The 19,487-nt window shown below is 50.0% G+C and carries 13 protein-coding genes, 1 tRNA gene and 5 pseudogenes; 17 read left to right on the top strand and 2 right to left on the bottom strand.

Annotated elements, in window-relative coordinates; translation table 11 throughout:
- The first annotated feature begins 3 nt into the window (after nucleotides 1-3).
- The 4 genes and pseudogenes from DZ54_RS0112915 to glpC all read left to right on the top strand — a co-directional run bounded on the left by DZ54_RS0112915 (nucleotide 4) and on the right by glpC (nucleotide 5,188).
- The gene (locus DZ54_RS0112915; RefSeq protein WP_025674506.1) at nucleotides 4-687 is read left to right on the top strand and encodes a YoaK family protein; all 684 of its coding nucleotides are present in this window, start codon (nucleotides 4-6) and stop codon (nucleotides 685-687) included.
- 267 nt (nucleotides 688-954) lie between these two features.
- Nucleotides 955-2,640, top strand: coding sequence for an anaerobic glycerol-3-phosphate dehydrogenase subunit A (glpA, locus tag DZ54_RS0112910; RefSeq protein ID WP_128080530.1), 1,686 nt, complete (start codon nucleotides 955-957; stop codon nucleotides 2,638-2,640).
- On the top strand, nucleotides 2,637-3,944 hold the full coding sequence (gene glpB, locus DZ54_RS0112905) for a glycerol-3-phosphate dehydrogenase subunit GlpB (RefSeq protein WP_025674504.1): 1,308 nt from the start codon (nucleotides 2,637-2,639) through the stop codon (nucleotides 3,942-3,944). The genes glpA and glpB overlap by 4 nt, the downstream gene beginning before the upstream one ends.
- Nucleotides 3,938-5,188 (top strand): annotated as a pseudogene (gene glpC / locus DZ54_RS21625) (anaerobic glycerol-3-phosphate dehydrogenase subunit GlpC). Before glpB ends, glpC begins: the two are co-directional and overlap by 7 nt.
- 92 nt (nucleotides 5,189-5,280) lie before the next feature.
- On the opposite strand, the pseudogene DZ54_RS27175 reads toward glpC, so the two are convergent.
- A pseudogene (locus tag DZ54_RS27175) lies at nucleotides 5,281-6,844 on the bottom strand (BCCT family transporter).
- A 425-nt stretch (nucleotides 6,845-7,269) separates the two neighbouring features.
- On the opposite strand from DZ54_RS27175, the gene DZ54_RS23650 reads away from it, so the two are divergent.
- From DZ54_RS23650 to yegD, 8 genes are all read left to right on the top strand, one after another.
- The gene (locus tag DZ54_RS23650; RefSeq protein ID WP_051416027.1) at nucleotides 7,270-8,112 is read left to right on the top strand and encodes an MCP four helix bundle domain-containing protein; all 843 of its coding nucleotides are present in this window, start codon (nucleotides 7,270-7,272) and stop codon (nucleotides 8,110-8,112) included.
- Nucleotides 8,109-8,885: a methyl-accepting chemotaxis protein gene (locus tag DZ54_RS23645; RefSeq protein ID WP_051416026.1), complete on the top strand. Its 777-nt coding sequence runs from the start codon at nucleotides 8,109-8,111 to the stop codon at nucleotides 8,883-8,885. Before DZ54_RS23650 ends, DZ54_RS23645 begins: the two co-directional genes overlap by 4 nt.
- A 280-nt stretch (nucleotides 8,886-9,165) precedes the next feature.
- Nucleotides 9,166-10,206 (top strand): substrate-binding domain-containing protein, encoded by a 1,041-nt coding sequence (locus DZ54_RS0112875; protein WP_025674499.1) that lies wholly within the window; start codon nucleotides 9,166-9,168, stop codon nucleotides 10,204-10,206.
- A gap of 67 nt (nucleotides 10,207-10,273) precedes the next feature.
- Nucleotides 10,274-11,656, top strand: a complete 1,383-nt coding sequence (gene pstC / locus DZ54_RS0112870; protein ID WP_025674497.1) for a phosphate ABC transporter permease subunit PstC — start codon at nucleotides 10,274-10,276, stop codon at nucleotides 11,654-11,656.
- Nucleotides 11,649-12,953 carry a phosphate ABC transporter permease PstA gene (pstA, locus tag DZ54_RS0112865; protein ID WP_025674496.1) on the top strand — a complete coding sequence of 435 codons (1,305 nt, stop codon included), beginning with the start codon at nucleotides 11,649-11,651 and terminating at the stop codon, nucleotides 12,951-12,953. The genes pstC and pstA overlap by 8 nt, the downstream gene beginning before the upstream one ends.
- A 133-nt stretch (nucleotides 12,954-13,086) precedes the next feature.
- Complete coding sequence (gene pstB / locus DZ54_RS0112860) at nucleotides 13,087-13,839, top strand: phosphate ABC transporter ATP-binding protein PstB (RefSeq protein WP_240472784.1); 753 nt, start codon at nucleotides 13,087-13,089, stop codon at nucleotides 13,837-13,839.
- Nucleotides 13,840-13,970: 131 nt separating this feature from the next.
- Nucleotides 13,971-14,060, top strand: a tRNA-Ser gene (locus DZ54_RS0112855).
- A 381-nt stretch (nucleotides 14,061-14,441) separates the two neighbouring features.
- A complete protein-coding gene (yegD, locus tag DZ54_RS0112850; RefSeq protein ID WP_025674493.1) occupies nucleotides 14,442-15,794 on the top strand; it encodes a molecular chaperone in 1,353 nt (450 codons plus the stop codon).
- Between the two features lie 111 nt (nucleotides 15,795-15,905).
- Here the strand turns inward: yegD and DZ54_RS0112845 are convergent, their stop codons facing one another.
- Nucleotides 15,906-16,289 carry a hypothetical protein gene (locus DZ54_RS0112845; protein ID WP_025674492.1) on the bottom strand — a complete coding sequence of 128 codons (384 nt, stop codon included), beginning with the start codon at nucleotides 16,287-16,289 and terminating at the stop codon, nucleotides 15,906-15,908.
- A gap of 113 nt (nucleotides 16,290-16,402) precedes the next feature.
- Here DZ54_RS0112845 and DZ54_RS26215 point away from each other — a divergent pair.
- The 5 genes and pseudogenes from DZ54_RS26215 to DZ54_RS21605 form a co-directional block, all read left to right on the top strand.
- Nucleotides 16,403-16,501: pseudogene (locus DZ54_RS26215) on the top strand (cytidine deaminase); the annotation flags it as partial.
- Nucleotides 16,502-16,589: 88 nt separating this feature from the next.
- Nucleotides 16,590-17,696 (top strand): MFS transporter, encoded by a 1,107-nt coding sequence (locus DZ54_RS0112835; protein WP_240474003.1) that lies wholly within the window; start codon nucleotides 16,590-16,592, stop codon nucleotides 17,694-17,696.
- A gap of 65 nt (nucleotides 17,697-17,761) precedes the next feature.
- Nucleotides 17,762-18,305: pseudogene (locus tag DZ54_RS21610) on the top strand (DJ-1/PfpI family protein).
- Nucleotides 18,306-18,374: 69 nt separating this feature from the next.
- Entirely contained in the window at nucleotides 18,375-18,935 is a 561-nt protein-coding gene (locus DZ54_RS0112825; RefSeq protein ID WP_025674488.1) for a GNAT family N-acetyltransferase, read from the top strand.
- A gap of 110 nt (nucleotides 18,936-19,045) precedes the next feature.
- Nucleotides 19,046-19,487, top strand: a pseudogene (locus DZ54_RS21605) (M13 family metallopeptidase N-terminal domain-containing protein); the annotation flags it as partial.

The raw sequence follows: 19,487 nt of genomic DNA, 5'->3' as shown, positions 1-19,487 counted from the left end.
CCAATGATTACCCGTTTGCCTCGGTGGGTTGAATCCGGGGCGTTTGTGTTGGCGCTGATCGCCGGCACCATCAATGCGATCGGCTTGTTGGGCTTTGAACACCAAGCTGTCTCACACGTGTCAGGCACCGCCACCCAATTTGGCTCGGGGCTGTTTATGGGCCAGTGGATGCACGTCATTCAGCTGGGGGGCTTGTTGTTGGCTTTTTTCCTTGGTGCTGCGGTGTCCGGCTGTTTGTTGCATGGCAGCACACTAAAGCTGGGGCGCCATTATGACTCGGCACTCTTTGTTGAAGCTGGGCTAATTATGGTGGCGTTTTATTTTTTGTCCCGCGGCGTTGCCATTGGTCAACTGGCAGCATCGGCGGCGTGTGGCCTGCAAAATGCCATGGCGACCACCTATAGCGGCGCAATCGTGCGCTCAACCCACTTAACCGGCATCTTCACCGATTTAGGTTTAATGTTAGGGGGTAAGCTGCGAGGCAACCCAGTGGATAAGCGCAAATTGATGCTATTTTTACTGATTTCGTCGGGGTTTATTGTCGGTGGCGTGATGGGCGCAGCGTTATTCGCGCACTTCCACTTTGCGGCCTTATTGTTTCCGGCGGGATTATGTTTCGTGGTGGCATTGTGTTACCGCGGCACGATGACTCGACAACGCTTAAGTGCGGGTACAAGTAGCAAATAAGCATACAAATCATTAACAATGCGCGTTTTCGAACATTAAGCTTTTTGTGCCTTCCTAGAAAAATAGGTGATCGTGCTCTATTCACTTGTGGCGCTCGCTTATTGTGTCACCATTCGCGCGTGTCCCACCACTGAAAAGTTTGTCCTAAATCAAAAAAGCCGCATTTTTCTTTTCGCTTTCGCGCATTGTGTGATGTTATCGCCGTCATTGTTGCACGGGAAATGCCACACTCTGGTTACGATAAAGTAACAAGGAGGCCCCATGCCAATGAGCCAGTATATTGAAACGGATGTGGTCATCATCGGTGGCGGTGCGACCGGCACTGGCATCATGCGAGATTGTGCGCTGCGCGGTATCTCATGCATTTTGCTCGAACGTGACGATATTGCGGCAGGCACATCGGGGCGCAACCATGGACTGTTGCACTCTGGGGCTCGTTACGCGGTCACAGATACCGAATCGGCCCGCGAGTGCATTCAAGAAAACACCATTCTTAAATCGGTGGCGCGCCATTGCGTGGAAGACACCAGCGGATTGTTTATCACCTTGCCGGAAGATGATTTGGCGTACCAAGACACCTTCATCGCCAGCTGTGATAAAGCCGGGATCCCCACCCGCAAGCTGACACCACGTGAAGCGCTTGCGTTAGAGCCGAATGCGAATCCAGCCATGATAGGGGCAGTACAAGTGCCCGATGGCACGGTTGATCCTTTTCGTTTGTGCGCTGCAAATGTGTTAGACGGCAAAGAGCATGGTGGTAAAGTATTTAACCATACCCACGTCACTGGATTAATTCGCCAAGGCGCGACGGTGCAAGGGGTTCAGTGTCTGCACACCCTCACCGGCGAGCGCTTTTCGATTATGGCCCAGCAAGTGATCAATGCGGCGGGGATTTGGGGCCAGACGATCTGTGAATACGCCGATCTCAACATCAAAATGTTTCCCGCCAAGGGCTCACTGCTGATCCTTGATTACCGCATCAACAACCGGGTGATCAACCGTTGCCGCAAACCCGCAGATGCCGACATCTTGGTGCCCGGCGATACCATTTCCTTAATTGGCACGACGTCCGAGCATATTGAGTACGACCAAATTGATAAGTTGGCGGTTACGCCACAAGAAGTGGATGTGCTGATGCGCGAGGGCGCAAAGCTGGCACCAATCATGGCCAATACTCGGGTGCTGCGCGCTTACGCAGGCGTACGTCCATTGGTATCGATCGACGATGACGGCAGCGGTCGTAATATCAGCCGCGGCATTGTGTTGCTAGACCACCAAGCCCGTGATGGCCTTGATGGCTTAATTACCATTACTGGTGGCAAATTAATGACCTATCGACTGATGGCCGAAAAAGCCACGGATTTGGTCGCAGAAAAACTGGGTAACCGCAATGCCTGCCAAACCGCGACACGCCCGCTACCGGGCTCTGAGCCTTCCAAAGGGATCAGTAAAGCCAGTGCAAGCTTGGTCAAACCCGTGTACCAATCCGCCTATTACCGCCATGGCGAACGCGTCAGCCATTTCTTAGATGAAAGCGATGACAGCCAAGCCGTGATTTGCGAATGCGAGATGGTCACCAAGGGCGAGGTGAATTATGCCATTCAATCGTTGGATGCAAAAAATATCACTGATTTACGTCGTCGCACCCGTCTTGGAATGGGGCCGTGTCAGGGGGAATTGTGCAGCTATCGCGCTGCCAGTTTATTCAATGAGTGCGTAGGATTAGATGGGCAAGCGAGTACTCGGTTGCTGGTGGACTTTCTCGAAGAACGTTGGAAGGGCGTGAAGCCTATCTTCTGGGGGGATGCGTTAAGAGAAGCCGAATTTAGTTATTGGATTTATCAAGGGTTATTTGGTGCGGGTGACGTACCCAAATCACCAAACAAAGCCTTAAACACAGAAATGAATGAGCAAGCGCCGACGCAAGCTGTCGATCAGGAGGTCTCACAATGATTCATTATGATATTGCCGTGATTGGTGGTGGCATTGCGGGTTACACCGCGGCGTTGCGCGCCCTAGAAGCAGGCAAAAAAACGGTGATGATCAGTGCCGGACAAAGCGCGCTGCATTTTTCCTCTGGTTCAATCGATGTACTCGGTCATTTCCCTAATGGTGAACCGATTTCTCAGCCGTTTGCAGCAATCCCGAGACTGGTGCGCCAGCATCCTGAGCATCCTTATGCCAAGGTCAGCCTTGATGAAATCACCGATTCGTTAACCTGGTTTCAACAGCAACTCAGTGCGCAGAAAGTCTGTTTGTATCATCAAGAAGACAGCGCCAATCATGGCCGGATCACGCCGCTGGGGACTGTGCGCCCAACTTGGCTATCGCAAGGGCATGTGTATCAACATCGCGGCCCACGTCGTTTTTCTGGCCTTTGCTTTGTGTCTATCGATGGCTATCGTGATGCCCAACCGACGTTAGCCAAAGATACCATTACCGCTCAGCGTGATTTCTCTGCTTGTCCGAGCCGCATCATTGACATCACGATCCCTGGTGCAGAGCGTTTGCGTCGTAATCGTAATGAATTGCGCTCGGTGGATCTCTCTCGATTATTGGCTGAACCTGCGGCATTTGACCGCTTATGCGAGCAATTAATAGAAAAGTCTGGACCGGATGATCTGGTTATCTTACCTGCTATCATTGCCCATGTGGCCGGAGAGCGAGGTATGGACGAGTTAAAAACACGTACCGATCGCTGCTTCCATGAAGTGCCGACCATGCCACCATCGCTACTGGGTATTCGAATAGAAGAGGCGCTGCAACGCGCATTTGCCAGTGCGGGTGGGATGCTGCTACGGGGAGATCAAGTCACAAGCGGCGAGTTTGACGATAGTGGTCGTCTCACCGTACTGCGTACCCGTCAGTTAGAGGATATACCGTTAACCGCAGAGGCGGTGATCTTGGCGACGGGAAGCTATTTTAGCCGTGGTCTGAATGCGGATCGCACCCAAGTCAGCGAGCCGACACTGGGATTAGATATGGTGCAAAGCCCTGATCGTGGTGAATGGCGTAATGATGACTTTTTCAGCCAACAAAGTCACCCGTTTATGGCGTTTGGGATTAACACTGACAACCAACTGCGGCCCACCGCACGCGGAAAACGTTGTCAAAACCTGTTTGTGTGTGGGGCAGTCCTCAGTGGTTACGACCCTGTATTTGAAGGCTGTGGCGGTGGCGTCGCTATTGCAACCGGCTACGCCGCGGCACAACGTGCACTTGCCGTGATGGCAAACGCTAAGGAGGCCACATGCTAACTGAATGGCTTAAACAGCGGGAATATAGCGACCATGCGCCGCAACCCACCAGTTTGATCAGTGCATTAAATGTACCGTCTGCACCGTGTATTGCCCGGTCTCGAAAGTAAATCCGGCTTACCCGGGCCCCAAAGAGTGTGGGCCAGATGGTGAGCGCCTGCGGATTAAAAATCCAGACTATTATGACGATTTGCTCAAACTCTGTACCAACTGCAAACGCTGCGAAACGGCCTGTCCATCTGGGGTGAAAATTGGCGATATTATTGCCGTGGCACGGGGTAAACATGGTGAGAAAAGCATCAATCCCAAGTTGATGCGTGATTACGTGCTTAGCCACACCGATTTATTTGGTACCTTGGCGAACCCGGTGGCACCGATTGTTAACGCAATGACGGATCTTAAACCGGTCAAAGCCATGATGCATGCCACTATCGGAGTGGATAAGCATAAATCCTTGCCGAAGTATTCGTTCGGTACGTTTCGTCGTTGGATGAAAAGCCAAATGGCGGCGCAAGCGGCGTACCCGAAACAAGTGAGTTACTTCCATGGCTGCTACGTGAATTTTAACAACCCACAGCTTGGCAAAGACTTGGTCAAAGTGATGAATGCGATGGGATACGGCGTGCAATTGCTCGAGAAACATAAGTGCTGCGGTGTGCCGCTGATCGCTAACGGTTTTTATGACAAAGCAAGACGCAATGCGACGGCCAATACCGCGATGATTGCTGATTCCGTCTCGGAACATCGACCAGTGATCGCCACCTCGTCATCGTGTGCGCTGACATTAAAAGAAGAGTACCCGCATGTACTAGGTGTCGACAACCAGCATGTGGCAGGACAAATTAGTTTCGTGACCCGTTTTTTACTCAAAGCGGCCATGAATGGCGAGATGCCTGCGTTGAAACCGGTTAACAAACGCGTGGTTTATCACACGCCTTGTCATCTGGAGCGCAGTGGCAATGCGATGTTCACCATTGAGCTATTACGCATGATCCCCGGGTTAGAGGTCATTGTACTCGATAGCGAGTGCTGTGGTTTGGCTGGCACCTATGGTTTAAACCGAGAATTATCAGACCTCGATAGCCATTGGTAGTGGGTTATTTGCACAAATTAAGGCCGCGGAGGCGGACTTTGCCATCACCGATTGTGAAACCTGCAAATGGCAAATTGAAGAGAACACACCGTTAGAGGCATTACACCCAGTCAGTGTGCTTGCTATGGCCGTGGGTGAAGTGACCCCATAGAAGCGACTGTGCACCATAGGAAAAAGCGCCACCCTATCCGGTGGCGCTTTATTTTTAGCGACAGAGCAATTATATCGACATAGCAACGGGTTTTAGCGACTCGCTTGCGAAGGTTTTGAGGTCTTAGATTGGCTCATCGGCTCTGCCAGTAAGGACTTCATCACGCTGATAGTCATCAAGATCACCAATACACTGATTGGCAAGGCGGTCACCATGTTGGCCGTTTGCAGGGCTCTCAAGCCGCCGGCGACTAAAAGCACAGCAGCGACGGCGCCGATCATGGTGCCCCAGAACACACGAAAGCGTTTTGGCGGATCATCATTGCCCATCGACAGAATGGTGGTGAGCACCAAGGTGCTGGAATCGGACGAGGTAATAAACCAGCTAAACAGCAAAAAGATCATCATGGCATTGAGTATCCAACCCCAGATCCCGCCACCGGTAATGCCATCGGCCGTGGCAAACAACGCGGCAGGCAAGTCCCAACCATTGACTAAATCAATGATGCCAGCAGTGCCTACGCCGGTCTCGGCAACAAGTTCTTGATGTAACGCATTACCGCCAAAAATGGCCAGCCAAGCGAAAATCATCAGGGTTGGGGCACAGAGCACACAAATAATAAACTCGCGTAGCGTGCGTCCGCGTGAAATACGAGCAATAAATAAGCCAATAAAGGGGGCCCATCCAATCCACCAACCCAGTAGAAAATGGTCCAAGCATTTTGCCACGCCACGGGGCCTGGCGCTTCAGGGAACCATAGCCCCATCGGGATAAAGTCGACCAAATAGTCACTGAGCGAAGTACCAAAAACTTGTATTAACCAGGTGGTTGGGCCGCCAAATAAGAAATAAGCGATCACCAAAGCAGAGACGATAATATTCCACTCGGAAATAATGCGTATCCCTTTGCCGACCCCAGACAGAGACGACATAATTGAGGCTACGGAAATCAACGCGATAAGGATAACCTGGGTCATGACACCCGGATCGACCCCAAATAAGCGATCGAGTCCCACGGCAATCTGACTAACGCCCAATCCGAGCGAGGTGGCGACCCCGAATACGCAGCCAAGGACGCCAAGAATGTCGGTAATATGACCAATGGGGCCGTAAATCCGATCGCCAATCAGCGGATAAAGGGTGGATCGCAGCGCGAGAGGCAGTTTTTACGGAACGAGAAATACGCAAGCGCGAGGCCAACAATCACGTACACCGCCCAGCCATGAAAGCCCCAGTGAAAGTAGGTCACACGCAATGCATCTGCCGCGCGGTCAAATCCCATGGTGGTCGCACCTGCCATATCCGCATATGGGTTGTTGGGGTAGCCGAACGCACCACTAGTATCAAAATAGAGTGTGGGTTCGGCTACCCCAAAAAACAATATGCCAACGCCGACACCGGCAGAAAACAACATCGATAGCCACGAGAAGGTGCTGAATTCGGGGCGATCATCATCGTCGCCTAAACGAATATGACCAAAGCGTGTCACAGCAATGATGAAGCTAGCGGCCAGTAATAAGACAATGACCAGCATGTAGTACCAACCGAACGTAGACTCTACCCACCCGCGTGCAGCGGCAAAAACACTGGCGGCCAAGTCAGTATTAAATCCGGTGAAAAAAACGAAGATAAAAACCAGAAGGGTAGCGGCGATCATCATATTCTTATGAACGCCTTTAAACGGGCCGGTTTGGGTGACGCAATCGGCAAACGGATGCTGCAATGAATGTGCATTGCTCGCATCCGACGTACTTCGCGTTGACATGAATAGCTCCTTTTAAAACACCAACAAAACGCGCAACAATGTACGCAAGGTGCGTTTTCTTTGCAAAAAAAAGAGGTGTTAATCACGATAATGAGGTGTGAAGTGATGAGAAAAGCAGCAAAGCGACACGAACGATCAGCCATCATGCCAGTGATACCGAATAGGCTTGGTGATTGCGCTTCATACACTATTACTACTGACGGCCTAATACTTTTGAATAGTTGGTTGAACCTATTACAAGTATCGGTCGTACTCGTTACCCTAAGTGTGGAAAAGCAACTAATATCGTAGTGGTATTAAAGAGCTGCGGAGAATCTATGACAATCATTCAGTATTTACGGACAGTGTTTATTGCGCTCGGGATTGCAGTTGCCCTGATTGGCGCCTATTTGTTTAGTGAAATTAGTTCAGTCAAAACCCAGTTTAACGACGTTGTTGAGCGCAATGTGCGTTTGCTCAGCACGGTATCGGATTTACGCTATTACACGGTGACTTACCGCCGGTTTGCGCTCGACTATGGCTTAACCGATGACAAACAAGAACATCGAGACATTTTAGTAAAAATTAAGCGTAATAACGAGTCAGTGCGTGGGGCACTAACGGATATGAAAGCGCTGACGGTTCGCGATAGTAACAGTGCTGAAGTCGCCCAAATTGAGACACGTTTGGATGGCTATCGCGAGATGCAAAATGATTATATTCGTCTGATTGATAATGGGCGGTTAGCGGACGCGCGGCGCAAAATGCTTGGGCCAATGTTAGCCCCCTTTGACCAGATAGTGGATAATCTTGCGGCATTACAAGCCGATCTGGAATCACAGGCCAATACCATCAAAGTGCAACAATCTGAGAAAATCGAACAGCTGATTTTTGTGGGGGCTGCGGTGATTGTTGCCCTGATCATATTGATGGTGGTGGTTGCGCTCTTGCTCCAAAATCGCATCCGCGGGCCTTTATCTATGTTGGTCACGCAAATGCAGCGGGTTGAAAGTGGCGATCTGACGCAGCGGCTCGATCTGTCGTATTTTAACCGTGACGAACTAGGCCAGGCTGCGAATACGTTCGATCAGATGCAAAACAGTATTACCACCTTAATTGGCTCTTTAGTCAAAGGTACACAACGACTGCAAACGGTCAGTGATGAGCTCTCAACCAAGTGACGGATACGGTCAACAGCGTTGAGCAGCAACGCAGTGAGCTGTCACAGCTTGCCAGTGCGATGACGCAAATGGAGTCAACATTTGGGGAAGTCGCAAGTAACACGGTTGCCGCGGCAGAGCACACGGATAAATCGCGTGAGTATGCTGAGCAAGGTCGAGAGACATTTGAACAATCCTACCAGCAAAGCGTTGCGGCGAAAGACCAAGTTAACGAAGCATCGCAAGTGATTGAAGCGTTAACCGCAGACAGTGAAAATATTGGTAAGGTCTCAGAGGTCATCAGCGCCATTGCTGAGCAAACCAACTTACTTGCGCTTAATGCGGCGATTGAAGCGGCGCGAGCTGGCGATGCGGGTCGCGGTTTTGCGGTGGTGGCCGATGAGGTTCGTGGCCTTGCGACCAAAACGCAGTCATCAACCGATGAAATCAATCAAATTATTGAAGGGCTGCAAACCAAAGCACGTCAGGCTTATCAGGTAATGAGTGATAGCCAAACCTTAACTCAAAAAGGGTTAGACGATGCGAAACGCGCGGCAGAGGCCATTGAGACTATTAATGCCTCAACGCAGCAGGTGTCAGAAATGACCGGGGCCATTGCGACCGCCACCGAAGAACAAACCACGGCTGCTGCTGATTTAAACCAAAACGTCGCGGCGATTCACCGTGCGGCAGAGTCCTTGGCTGAAACGGCGGAAAAAACACGCCAAGCGTACGAGCGGTTAGAAAAAGAAAACGCCAGCATGAGTGAGCAGGCTCAAGCGTTTAAGCTGTAAGCGAAGAAGCCGATACCACGACGATTGCCGTGTTAATAATAAAAAATGCGCCCTTGTGGCGCATTTTTTTATCGAAATAAATAAAGCGTGAGAAAGTCATTCACATCGATGCTGGGTTTAATGCTACCCATACCACAGACTGTCATCAAACCTTCATCATTGCATAAAGGAACTGTCACTTAGTGCTCTTAATGTGTTTCCCTGTTAAACGAGTTCTTCGTGATGTGTAAATAATCTGATTTACGCAGAACCACTTTAAATAATCGACTTGGAGGTTGATGTGAAACTTAAAGCTCTCTTTGCAGCGACGACAGTATCCATGGCCGTGCTGGCCTCAGGTAGCGCAACGGCCGCAAACCGTGACTACATTAGCATCGTTGGCTCTTCTACTGTTTACCCTTTTGCTACTGTCGTTGCTGAGCGCTTCGGTCGCACGTCGCAATACCCAGTCCCGACAATGGAATCGACCGGCTCTGGTGGCGGGCTCAAGCTGTTCTGTGCAGGGGTGGGAGAAAATACGCCAGACATTACTAATTCATCGCGTAAAATCAAAGACTCAGAAGTGAATTTATGTAAAAGCAATGGTGTCTCCGATATTGTTGAAGTGAAAATCGGTTATGACGGCATTGTAATAGCGAACTCTAAACAAGCGATTGATTATAACGTCACGCTTAAAAACGTGTTTGATGCGCTTGCTAAACAGATCCCAAGTGAAAATGGCACGTTAATTGACAATCCTAATCAAACGTGGAGTGACGTTGATCCTTCCCTGCCAAACATCAAGATTGAGGTACTGGGTCCACCACCAACCTCCGGCACTCGAGATGCCTTTGTTGAGCTCGCCATGGAAGGCGGATGTAAACAGTATCCCTCACTGGCTGCGCTGAAAAGTGAAGATAAAAGCCGTTACAAAGCGATTTGTCATGCCATGCGTGAAGATGGCGCGTTTATTGAAGCCGGTGAAAATGACAACTTAATTGTACAGAAACTGAAAGCGAGCCCTGATGCACTTGGTGTTTTCGGCTACAGCTTCTTGGAAGAAAATATGGATGTAGTGAAAGGTGCCAGCATTGATGGCGTTGCACCGTCGTTCGATTCCATCGGTGATGGGTCGTATCCCGTATCGCGTTCAATGTTTTTTTATGTCAAGAAAGCACATGAAAACGTGATCCCTGGCATAAAAGAGTATGTGCATCAGTTCACCGCTGACGAGGCGATCGGTGATATGGGATACTTAGTTGACCGTGGGCTTATTCCTCTTAGTAGCAGCGAAAGAAAACAAGTTCGTGATGCTGCTATCAACTTAAAACCCAACCTATAGGCGAGTCATGTGAACACGAGAGGGGTGGCTTGGTTGCGCCACCTCTCACCGGTGTTCAGGAGGAATGATGACAACACCCATGCTGATGACTGTGATTGCTCTTATTGCCATATCTGGCTTTTTCATCGCTCGTTCGCGGTCTATTAAACTCGCGACGATGGCTGGTGGATTGAGCAAGCTGCACTCTCGACCAAATTATTATGGCTCTTATGTCGCCATTCTTGCAGCGATTCCGGCACTGGTTCTCTTATTATTGTGGCAAGCGGTAGAGCCCAACGTGATCCATAGCTTGGTAATGGCACAGATCTCGGATGCGTACGTCACGCAGTTCGGTAATGCCGGTTTGCTATACAGTCAGATCGGTAATATCGCCCGTGGCATCACCCAAACTGACGATGCGGTCTTGTTGGCTGCGGCGGAGCATTATCAAACCTTAAACGATCTGGGAACCACATTGCGATTTACCGCAATGACCGCACTCGCGTTAGCGGGATTAGCCCTTGGCTGGCGTTCGCTGCGACTACGTTTACGCGCCCGTAACCGGGTTGAAAACGTGATGCAGGGCTTTTTATTATTGTGCTCAACGCTCGCAATCTTAACCACGCTCGGCATTGTCCTTTCTGTGTTGTTTGAAGCACTACGCTTTTTTCAAATGATCCCCGCGACGGAATTTATTTTTGGAACACAATGGTCACCACAAACGGCACTACGCGCCGATCAACAGGGAGCTAGTGGGGCATTCGGGATGATCCCTTTGTTTACCGGCACCTTGATGATTTCATTCATTGCCATGTGCATTGCTGCGCCAGTGGGTTTAATGAGTGCAATTTACTTGGCCGAGTATGCGTCGCCGAAAGTCCGTGGTGTTGTTAAACCTATGCTGGAGATCCTTGCTGGGATCCCAACAGTAGTTTACGGCTTTTTCGCAGCATTGGTTGCGGCGCCATTTATTCGCGACGTCGCCCATGCGATCGGCTTTACCAGTGCATCGTCAGAAAGTGCTCTCGCCGCGGGTGCGGTGATGGGCATTATGATCATTCCATTTGTTTCCTCATTATCTGACGATGTGATCACTGCGGTACCGCAATCACTGCGTGATGGGTCGCTAGGGCTCGGCGCAACTCCCTCCGAAACCGTGCGTAAAGTGGTGATCCCTGCGGCCTTGCCTGGGATAGTCGGTGGGCTGCTACTGGCTGTATCACGCGCAATTGGCGAAACCATGATTGTGGTCATGGCGGCTGGGTTATCATCCAACCTGACAGCAAACCCCTTGGAATCGGTGACCACAGTCACGGTTCAAATCGTGACATTGTTGGTCGGTGACCAAGAGTTCGATAGCCCTAAAACCCTGGCTGCGTTCGCTTTGGGTCTCACGCTGTTTGTTGTGACGCTGGCGCTTAACTTTGTCGCGCTACGCATCGTGAAAAAATATCGAGAACAATATGACTGATAAAATCGAAGCAATTGCACAAGAGAAACGTGCCAGGGTAAAAGCAGGTCTAGCAAAACGCCGCGGCAAAGAAAGGCGTTTCCGTTGGTATGGCATTACATCGATTTTTCTCGCATTCACCTTCTTGGTGTTGTTGATTGGATCGATTGTGACTCAAGGCTATACTGCGTTTTACACTACGGAAATTCGTTTGACCGTTGATCTTAGTGAACAAAGCCTAGGGATTGAGGGCAAACCGCTAAACAACGAAACACTTGAATATCTCAGCTATCGTTCGGTGTTGGCCAAGGCAGTGTTTAACGCCATGCCAGACGTGACGTCGCGCAGTGATAAACGCGATCTTTTTCGCTTTATCTCCACGGGCGCGGAATATGACCTGCGTGACCGAGTTGCGGCGAATCCCAACCTCGTGGGGCAAAAGATAGAGATTTGGGCATTGGCGGGCGATAACGTCAACCAATTCAATAAGGGAAACATCGACGGCAAACTCCCAGAGTCAAATCGTCAGTTTAAAGATAAGCAGATTAGTTGGTTTAACCAACTGAAAGATGACGATCGAGTGCGTACTGTGTTTAACACGCGCTTTTTTACCAATGGTGATAGCCGTGATGCAGAGTTAGCGGGCATTTGGGGCGCAACGGTGGGGTCTTTTTATACCTTACTGGTGACACTGGCGTTGAGTTTCCCCATTGGCGTGGCAGCCGCGATTTACTTGGAAGAATTTGCACCGCGTAATCGTATTACCGAAATTATTGAAATTAACATCAATAACTTAGCGGCCGTGCCCTCAATTGTTTTCGGCTTGCTGGGTCTGGCGGTGTTCTTGAATTTTGCCGATCTCCCGCGCTCGGCGCCGGTGGTCGGAGGGTTAGTCCTCACACTCATGACATTGCCGACGATCATTATTTCGAGTCGCTCTGCGATTAAAGCCGTACCACCCTCGGTGCGAGATGCGGCCTTGGGAGTGGGGGCGTCTAAAATGCAAATGGTGATTCATCATGTGTTGCCATTAGCGATGCCGGGCATGCTAACCGGCACCATTATCGGCATGGCACAAGCACTTGGCGAGACGGCACCGCTACTAATGATTGGAATGATTGCGTTCATTGTTGATGTGCCATCAGGCCCACTCGATGCGGCGACAGCGTTACCCGTTCAAATTTATTTATGGGCAGAGAATCCTGAAAAGGGCTTTGTCGAAAACACCTCAGGCGCAATCATGGTACTGCTGACATTCTTAGCTTTTATGAATGCCTGTGCGGTGATTATGCGTAAGCGTCTCGAGCGACGCTGGTAAGTCGGGAGAGAGAATCATGACGACGACAACAATGAACAACCTAACCATGACTGAAGACGTAGTGGAAGCAGCACCACAGAGTACAGAAGCACCAAGTAAAACGTGTGGTATTCCGTTTGTTGATACGCCACGCATGACGGCACGCAATGTGTTCGTCAACTATGACAATGGGTCGAAGCCGGCGATTAAAAACGTGAACCTCGATATTGGTGAGAAAGAAGTGCTCGCGATGATTGGTCCATCAGGTTGTGGTAAATCGACGTTTTTACGTTGCTTAAATCGCATGAATGACACCATCCCTGGCTGTGAAGTGACCGGCGATATCAGTTTGGGAGGGGCAGATATTTACCATCGTGAGAGTGAGATTGTCGAACTCCGTTCACATGTGGGCATGGTGTTCCAGCGACCTAATCCGTTTCCTAAATCGGTGTATGACAATGTTGCCTACGGCCCACGTATTCACGGTCTGGTTGATAGTAAAACCGACTTGGATGAGTTGGTGCAGCAATCACTGATACGAGCCGGCTTGTGGAATGAGGTAAAAGATCGACTTGATCAACCCGCGACGGGCTTGTCTGGGGGGCAACAGCAACGTCTGTGTATTGCACGTACCATTGCCGTCGCGCCGGAAGTGATTTTAATGGATGAGCCGTGTTCAGCCCTTGATCCGATTGCTACTGGGATCATCGAAGCGCTGATTTCGGATCTGAAGAAGAACTTTAGCATTGTGATTGTCACACACTCGATGCAGCAAGCGGCGCGTGTGTCTGATCGCACCGCATACTTTCATCTTGGTAGCTTGGTGGAGGTCAACACGACACAAAAAGTGTTTAATGACCCTGAGCACAAGTTAACATCTGATTACATCAATGGTCGTTTTGGTTAAGTAGACGACGGGGCAGAGTGGAAGAAAACGTATTTAAATGGGCCTTTGCTGACAATTTCAGCACTTAAGCTCGAAAAGATAAAAAGGCACTTTACATCGTATTAAGCAGCCTCTACTATATGTCCCGTTCAGGAGAGATGGCTGAGTGGTTGAAAGCACCGGTCTTGAAAACCGGCAAGGGTTAATAGCCCTTCTAGGTTCAAATCCCTATCTCTCCGCCAAACATTGAAAGCCGCTGATAAGTCAGCGGCTTTTTGCGTTTATGCCCCCGCAAACATCCAAACTCTGACCTTACCAACATATTAGGCGCTTATGCCTAAACAACCTTTTTAGGCTCTGTTACGCTAACACTTCAACCGGGATAGGCGGCACGCACACTATCACAGAGAAGTGATTGCTTCGATCGCTAAAAATATTTTTAATCATAGATAGTTAGATGAAAAATCCGCGTATAACGGTTTTGACAAATCGATGTTCTACGCAGGCGCTGAGATAGCGCTGAGCATGAATTGAGACGCCGGACTGTCTTCAGCGCACTGAGGTTAGAAATCCCGCGACGGTTGAGGTAGCATTGCCGGCCTTTTCAGCGGTGGGGCGCGCTTATGTATATCGGCTTTGACTATGGTACGGCGAATTGTTCGGTGGCGAAGATTGAGAATGGCAAGCCGACGCTGTTAACCCTCGAAAGAAACAGCACCTATATTCCTTCCTCCCTTGCCGCACCGACGCGCGAATCGGTGTCTGAATATCTGTTTCGTTACCGCGGTATTAAGCCGTTAGATAAGGTGGGCGAGCAAGTGCTACGTCGCGCGATCCATGCTAACCGAGAGGAAAGCATTGCGCTTGAGGCGGAAGACATGGCGTTTGGCCAGGCTGCGCTCGATCGCTATCTCGATGATCCGCGCGATATGTACTACGTGAAATCGCCCAAATCTTTCCTTGGCGCATCAGGTTTACGTGATGCCCAACTGCGCTTTTTTGAAGACCTAGTATGCGCAATGATGGATAACATCAAAACCCAAGCCGAATGCCAAACTCAACAGAGTATTAATGATGCGGTGATCGGTCGGCCGATCAATTTTCAAGGCCGTGGGGGCGAGACGGCAAACCGCCAAGCCGAAGGTATTTTGCTCAATGCCGCCAAGCGCGCGGGCTTTAAAGCGGTTGAATTTCAGTTTGAACCGGTTGCTGCCGGCCTGGACTATGAAGCGACGCTGAGCGAAGACCAAATCGTTCTGGTGGTCGATATTGGTGGCGGTACCACAGACTGTTCGTTGATTGAGATGGGGCCATCATGGCGTGGCAATAGCGATCGCAGCGCAAGTTTGTTAGCGCACAAAGGGCAGCGTATTGGCGGCAATGACTTAGATATTGCGCTGGCATTCAAACAAATGATGTTCCCGTTTGGGATGGGCAGCAAAATGGCGTCTGGCATTGAGATGCCGATTACGCAGTTTTCCAACCCCATCGCGATTAATAACGTACAAGCGCAAAACGATTTCTACGCGTTTGAAAATTTAGCGGTGCTCAAAGGGCTGCACAAACAAGCACAAGAGCCAGAGAAACTTGCCCGTTTGCTTGAGGTTCACCATGAATCATTGGGTCACAACATTGTCCGTCGCGCGGAAGAGGCGAAGATTGCGTTGTCGGATCAAACCGCTTACCGAACGGGTATTCAACTGTTCTCTGAGCGCGTGGACGTTGATGTATCGCGCGATAACATGATTGATGCGATTGAAGCGCCCAAACGTAAGATGATCGCCTTAGTTCACGATGTGGTCGCTCAGGCCGGTGTAAAGCCTGACGTGATTTTTATGACGGGTGGCTCGGCGCGCTCGCCTTTCTTACGGGAGGCTGTACAAGCAGAGCTGCCGACTATTCCTGTGGTGAGTGGCGACTATTTTGGCTCAGTCACCGCAGGCTTAGCGCGTTGGGCGGAAGTTTGCTTTAAATAGCTGTCGTGCAGCGATCCTAGGTTAACGCTTACTTACAATACCTTGACCTTGCCAATAATAAGCCGTTGACAATAATAGGAACCCACCTTAGCGAAAACTTCCGTATTTTGATTAGAAATCATGCACCAAGGTGGGTGTGTTGGCGCGAAATAGTTTTGTTAGGACAGACTTATATCGCCAACCCAGTACCAGTAACCGTTTCGCTAAACTTGGGTTTTGGATGGTGGCGACTTCAATGCCGCGATAGTGATGCGGATGCGCTTGAATATAATCGATAAACGCCGTCAGCACCCCTTGGCTGCGAACGTTGGGGGCAAATTGTAGCGAGACAATCGATAATCGCTGACTACCGATAGGGCAGTGAACGAGACAATAGCCGAGTGGGTGCTTGAGAGCGGTGGAGAGCTCTGGAAAAGCGCGCGTCTGGTGACGTTGAGCTAATTGGTCATAGCCGTGGCATAGGTGGTCAAGCAATTGCCGAGCGTTATCATCCATCAGTGTGTCTCTGGAGAGGTCGAAACGTAGCCACCATATTAGGGAATTTGTTTTTCGAAAAACAGAAAGGTCCAAGCCACGTATTTGCCTCTTTTGGGCACAGTAATCGCGCAAAAGCCGCGATTTCTACGCCAGACAACCAGCTAGTTTTTAAAACTATGCGCGAGCTCATGCCGCACCATTGGTCGTTAGTGAATAACGAGTTTTTATAAATTTATCAATCATGTATATTATGTGCTGATTTTTTAACATGGACGTTTAACAATTACGACAATCAACAAGATTGTTTCAGCGGTGGCGATGTATAAAGGATTGCACCGCAATATTTACTACGTTGCACTGGCCCGCATGATTCTCGGGATGGGCAACTTTATTATTCCTTTCCTCGTGCTGTTGTTTACCGATAAGCTTGGCTACTCCGCGTCGCTGGCGGGAGAATGTGTCGGTGCTATCTTGCTGCTGGTGTGCGGGTTTGCTCCCGATGCTCCGGTGATGGTGCCGGCGTTTTTGTTCGCTGCATACTTTTTTATCGGTGTCGCGTTGCCGGCCAGTAATGCATTGGTGGCCGATTTATCTCACGCAGGTAATCGTGATGCCGTGATGTCACTTAGCTACCTTGCCTATAACTTGGGTTCAGCGATTGGCCCCATCTTGGCGGGCTATTTGTTTTGGCAACACACTGAGTGGATTTTCTTTGGTAACGGGCTTGCGGTCTTGGTGGGCATTCTTGTGGTTGCCTTTTTGGTCAATGTGACCGAGCAAGCTGTCCCCGAGTCGGATTCTGACCTTGAACGCGCGGTAGAAGGCAGTGTGTGGTCGGTGCTTAAGTCACGTCCTTATCTCATTGTGTTCACTTTGCTTTGCGGCATGCTTTGGTTTGCGTTGAACCAAATGACAATGGCTAGCCCGCTTTATTTGAGTCATTTATTTGGCCAAGAAGGGCCCGTGCGTTTTGGTCAACTGATGACGTATGCGTGCGTGTTGGTGGTGATCATCACGCCGCTATTGCTGCGCGCGACATCTGGAAATACTGAGACGATGGCGTTGGCCTATGCAGGACTTTTATTTGTGCTGGGGTATGGTCTTGTGATGTTGGCACCTACGATTCCCGTTCACTTTTTAGCGTGGTTTTTTCTTTCCGCTGGCGAGGTGTTAGTCCTCACCAAAGAGGGCGTGTATCTTGCCAACAACTCACCGGCGAGTCATCGCGGTCGTATTCAAGGGGTACTGATCACGTTGCTTAGCTTATTGCTGATGCCAAGCTTCGTATTGATTGGCTATGTCATCGATACGTTCGGCTATTCGGTGACTTGGTCGCTTGTTATTGCGATGGCTGTGTGTGCCAGCATCGGTATGCTTTTATTATCGGTGCGGGAGAAAACGCGCCTCGCGGCCACGTCGTCATAACCGCCCCTACATGGATGTAAGAACAAACGATGAATATTGGTATTTATATCTATAAGCACGCATAGGTGCTCGATTTTGCCGGACCTTATGAAGTGTTTAGCACCGCAAAACGTTTGGGAGCGGACAGGTTGGCAGGTTGGGCTGATTACTGAACAAGACACACCGTTGCTGGCGCGCGGCGGCTTGCGTGTCATGCCGCATTATCATCTCGCCAACCATCCCACGCTGGATGTGCTGCTGGTTGTCGGCGGCGTTCACCATGAGCAAGTCACTAACCCGTCGGTGATCGATTGGGTGAAGCAACAAGACGCGATCACTCAATGTACGGCCTCTGTCTGTACGGGGGCGTTCATACTCGCAGAGGCCGGGCTACTTGATGGTCGAAAGGTGATCACGCATTGGGAAGACATGGACGACCTCAGCCGTGCTTATCCGCAATTAAGCGTGGTATCAGATAAGCGCTGGGTGAGGGATGGAAAATATCTCACCTCCGCGGGCATTTCTGCGGGCATTGATATGAGTTTGCAGCTGGTGGCTGATCTGCATAGCGAGGATTTAGCCTTACGCGTGGCAAAGCAAATGGATTACCATTGGCTGCGAAACGAGTAATATGCTGTGAGGTTAGGTCGTTAAGCGCGATATCAATCAATGTATGCGCTGATAAAATAGGAATTAAACATGTTCCCAGCCACATGGCGCTCCAAGCGCTTGTGTTTTAGTCCGTTTGAGTACAGCGATGCAAAGCTCGTCAAAGCGCTGTTTGAGCAAAATCAGCATCTACAATATCAAGATCCCACGTTTAAACCTTGGTCGTTATCGACCTACCAAGCACTGATTGCCGATAGTGCAGAGAAAAAGAGCACCGATGCCGAAGAGGCGTTTTATCTTCGTCGCATTCAAACCCATGACGGTAAAGATATCGGCTACCTACAAATCTCGCTCAATGCGCCCGATGCACAGAGTGTTTGGCTGCCCATGCTCACTATTTCTCCAAGATATCAAAAACATGGCTATGGCAGCGAAGCGGTTGCGAGCGTGATTGAAACCGTGCAAGATTATGGAGACTATCGACGCATGGGTGTAAATGTTTACGCCGAAAATATTCACGCGTTTCGATTTTGGTACCAACAAGGGTTTTGTCGTATGACCCATTTTGAACCCGAACAGGATGAAGGGCGGGAGTACCATTGTGTGGTGCTTTATCGTGACCTAGAGACCGATAGTAGAAAACGCCAGTAACAAGGAAAGTAACGCCGTTATATAGGAAAGGAAGATGATAAAAACACCGAAAAAATAACATATTACTGACGCGTGTCGCGCTAAGTGTCGCACTTGGCATGGGGCTGAGTGTGTCATCGCCGATAGTGCAAGCGACCGAGACCGCGCAGGTTCAAATGCAGCGTGAATCCGGGCTGCATCTGCAAGACTTTGATCGATCGGTTCGTCCGCAAGATGACTTGTTCCGTCACGTCAATGGCACTTGGTATGACCAAACCCAAATCCCCAGTGATATGTCCAGCTATGGTGCGTTCCGTGTGTTGGCCGAAGAGAATGAAAAGCGTCTCAGAGGTATCATTGATGAGCTGGTGGCGCGTGATGATCTTAAGCCCGGCTCCAACGAGCAAAAGCTGCGTGATTTTTATCTCAGCTACATGGATCAAGATAAAATCGATGCCTTGGGGGTGACGCCAATAAAACCAGAACTCGAACGTATTGCGGCGATTTCCTCTAAGCCAGCGCTGATTTACGCGATGGCCGATTTGCGACAAGTTGGCGTTGGGATCCCGTTTA

It is taken from the genome of Salinivibrio socompensis S35 (genome assembly GCF_000513715.1).
Lineage (GTDB): Bacteria > Pseudomonadota > Gammaproteobacteria > Enterobacterales > Vibrionaceae > Salinivibrio > Salinivibrio socompensis.
Note: the sequence above shows the minus strand (reverse complement) of the source record. Positions and strands in the feature narration are given on the sequence as shown.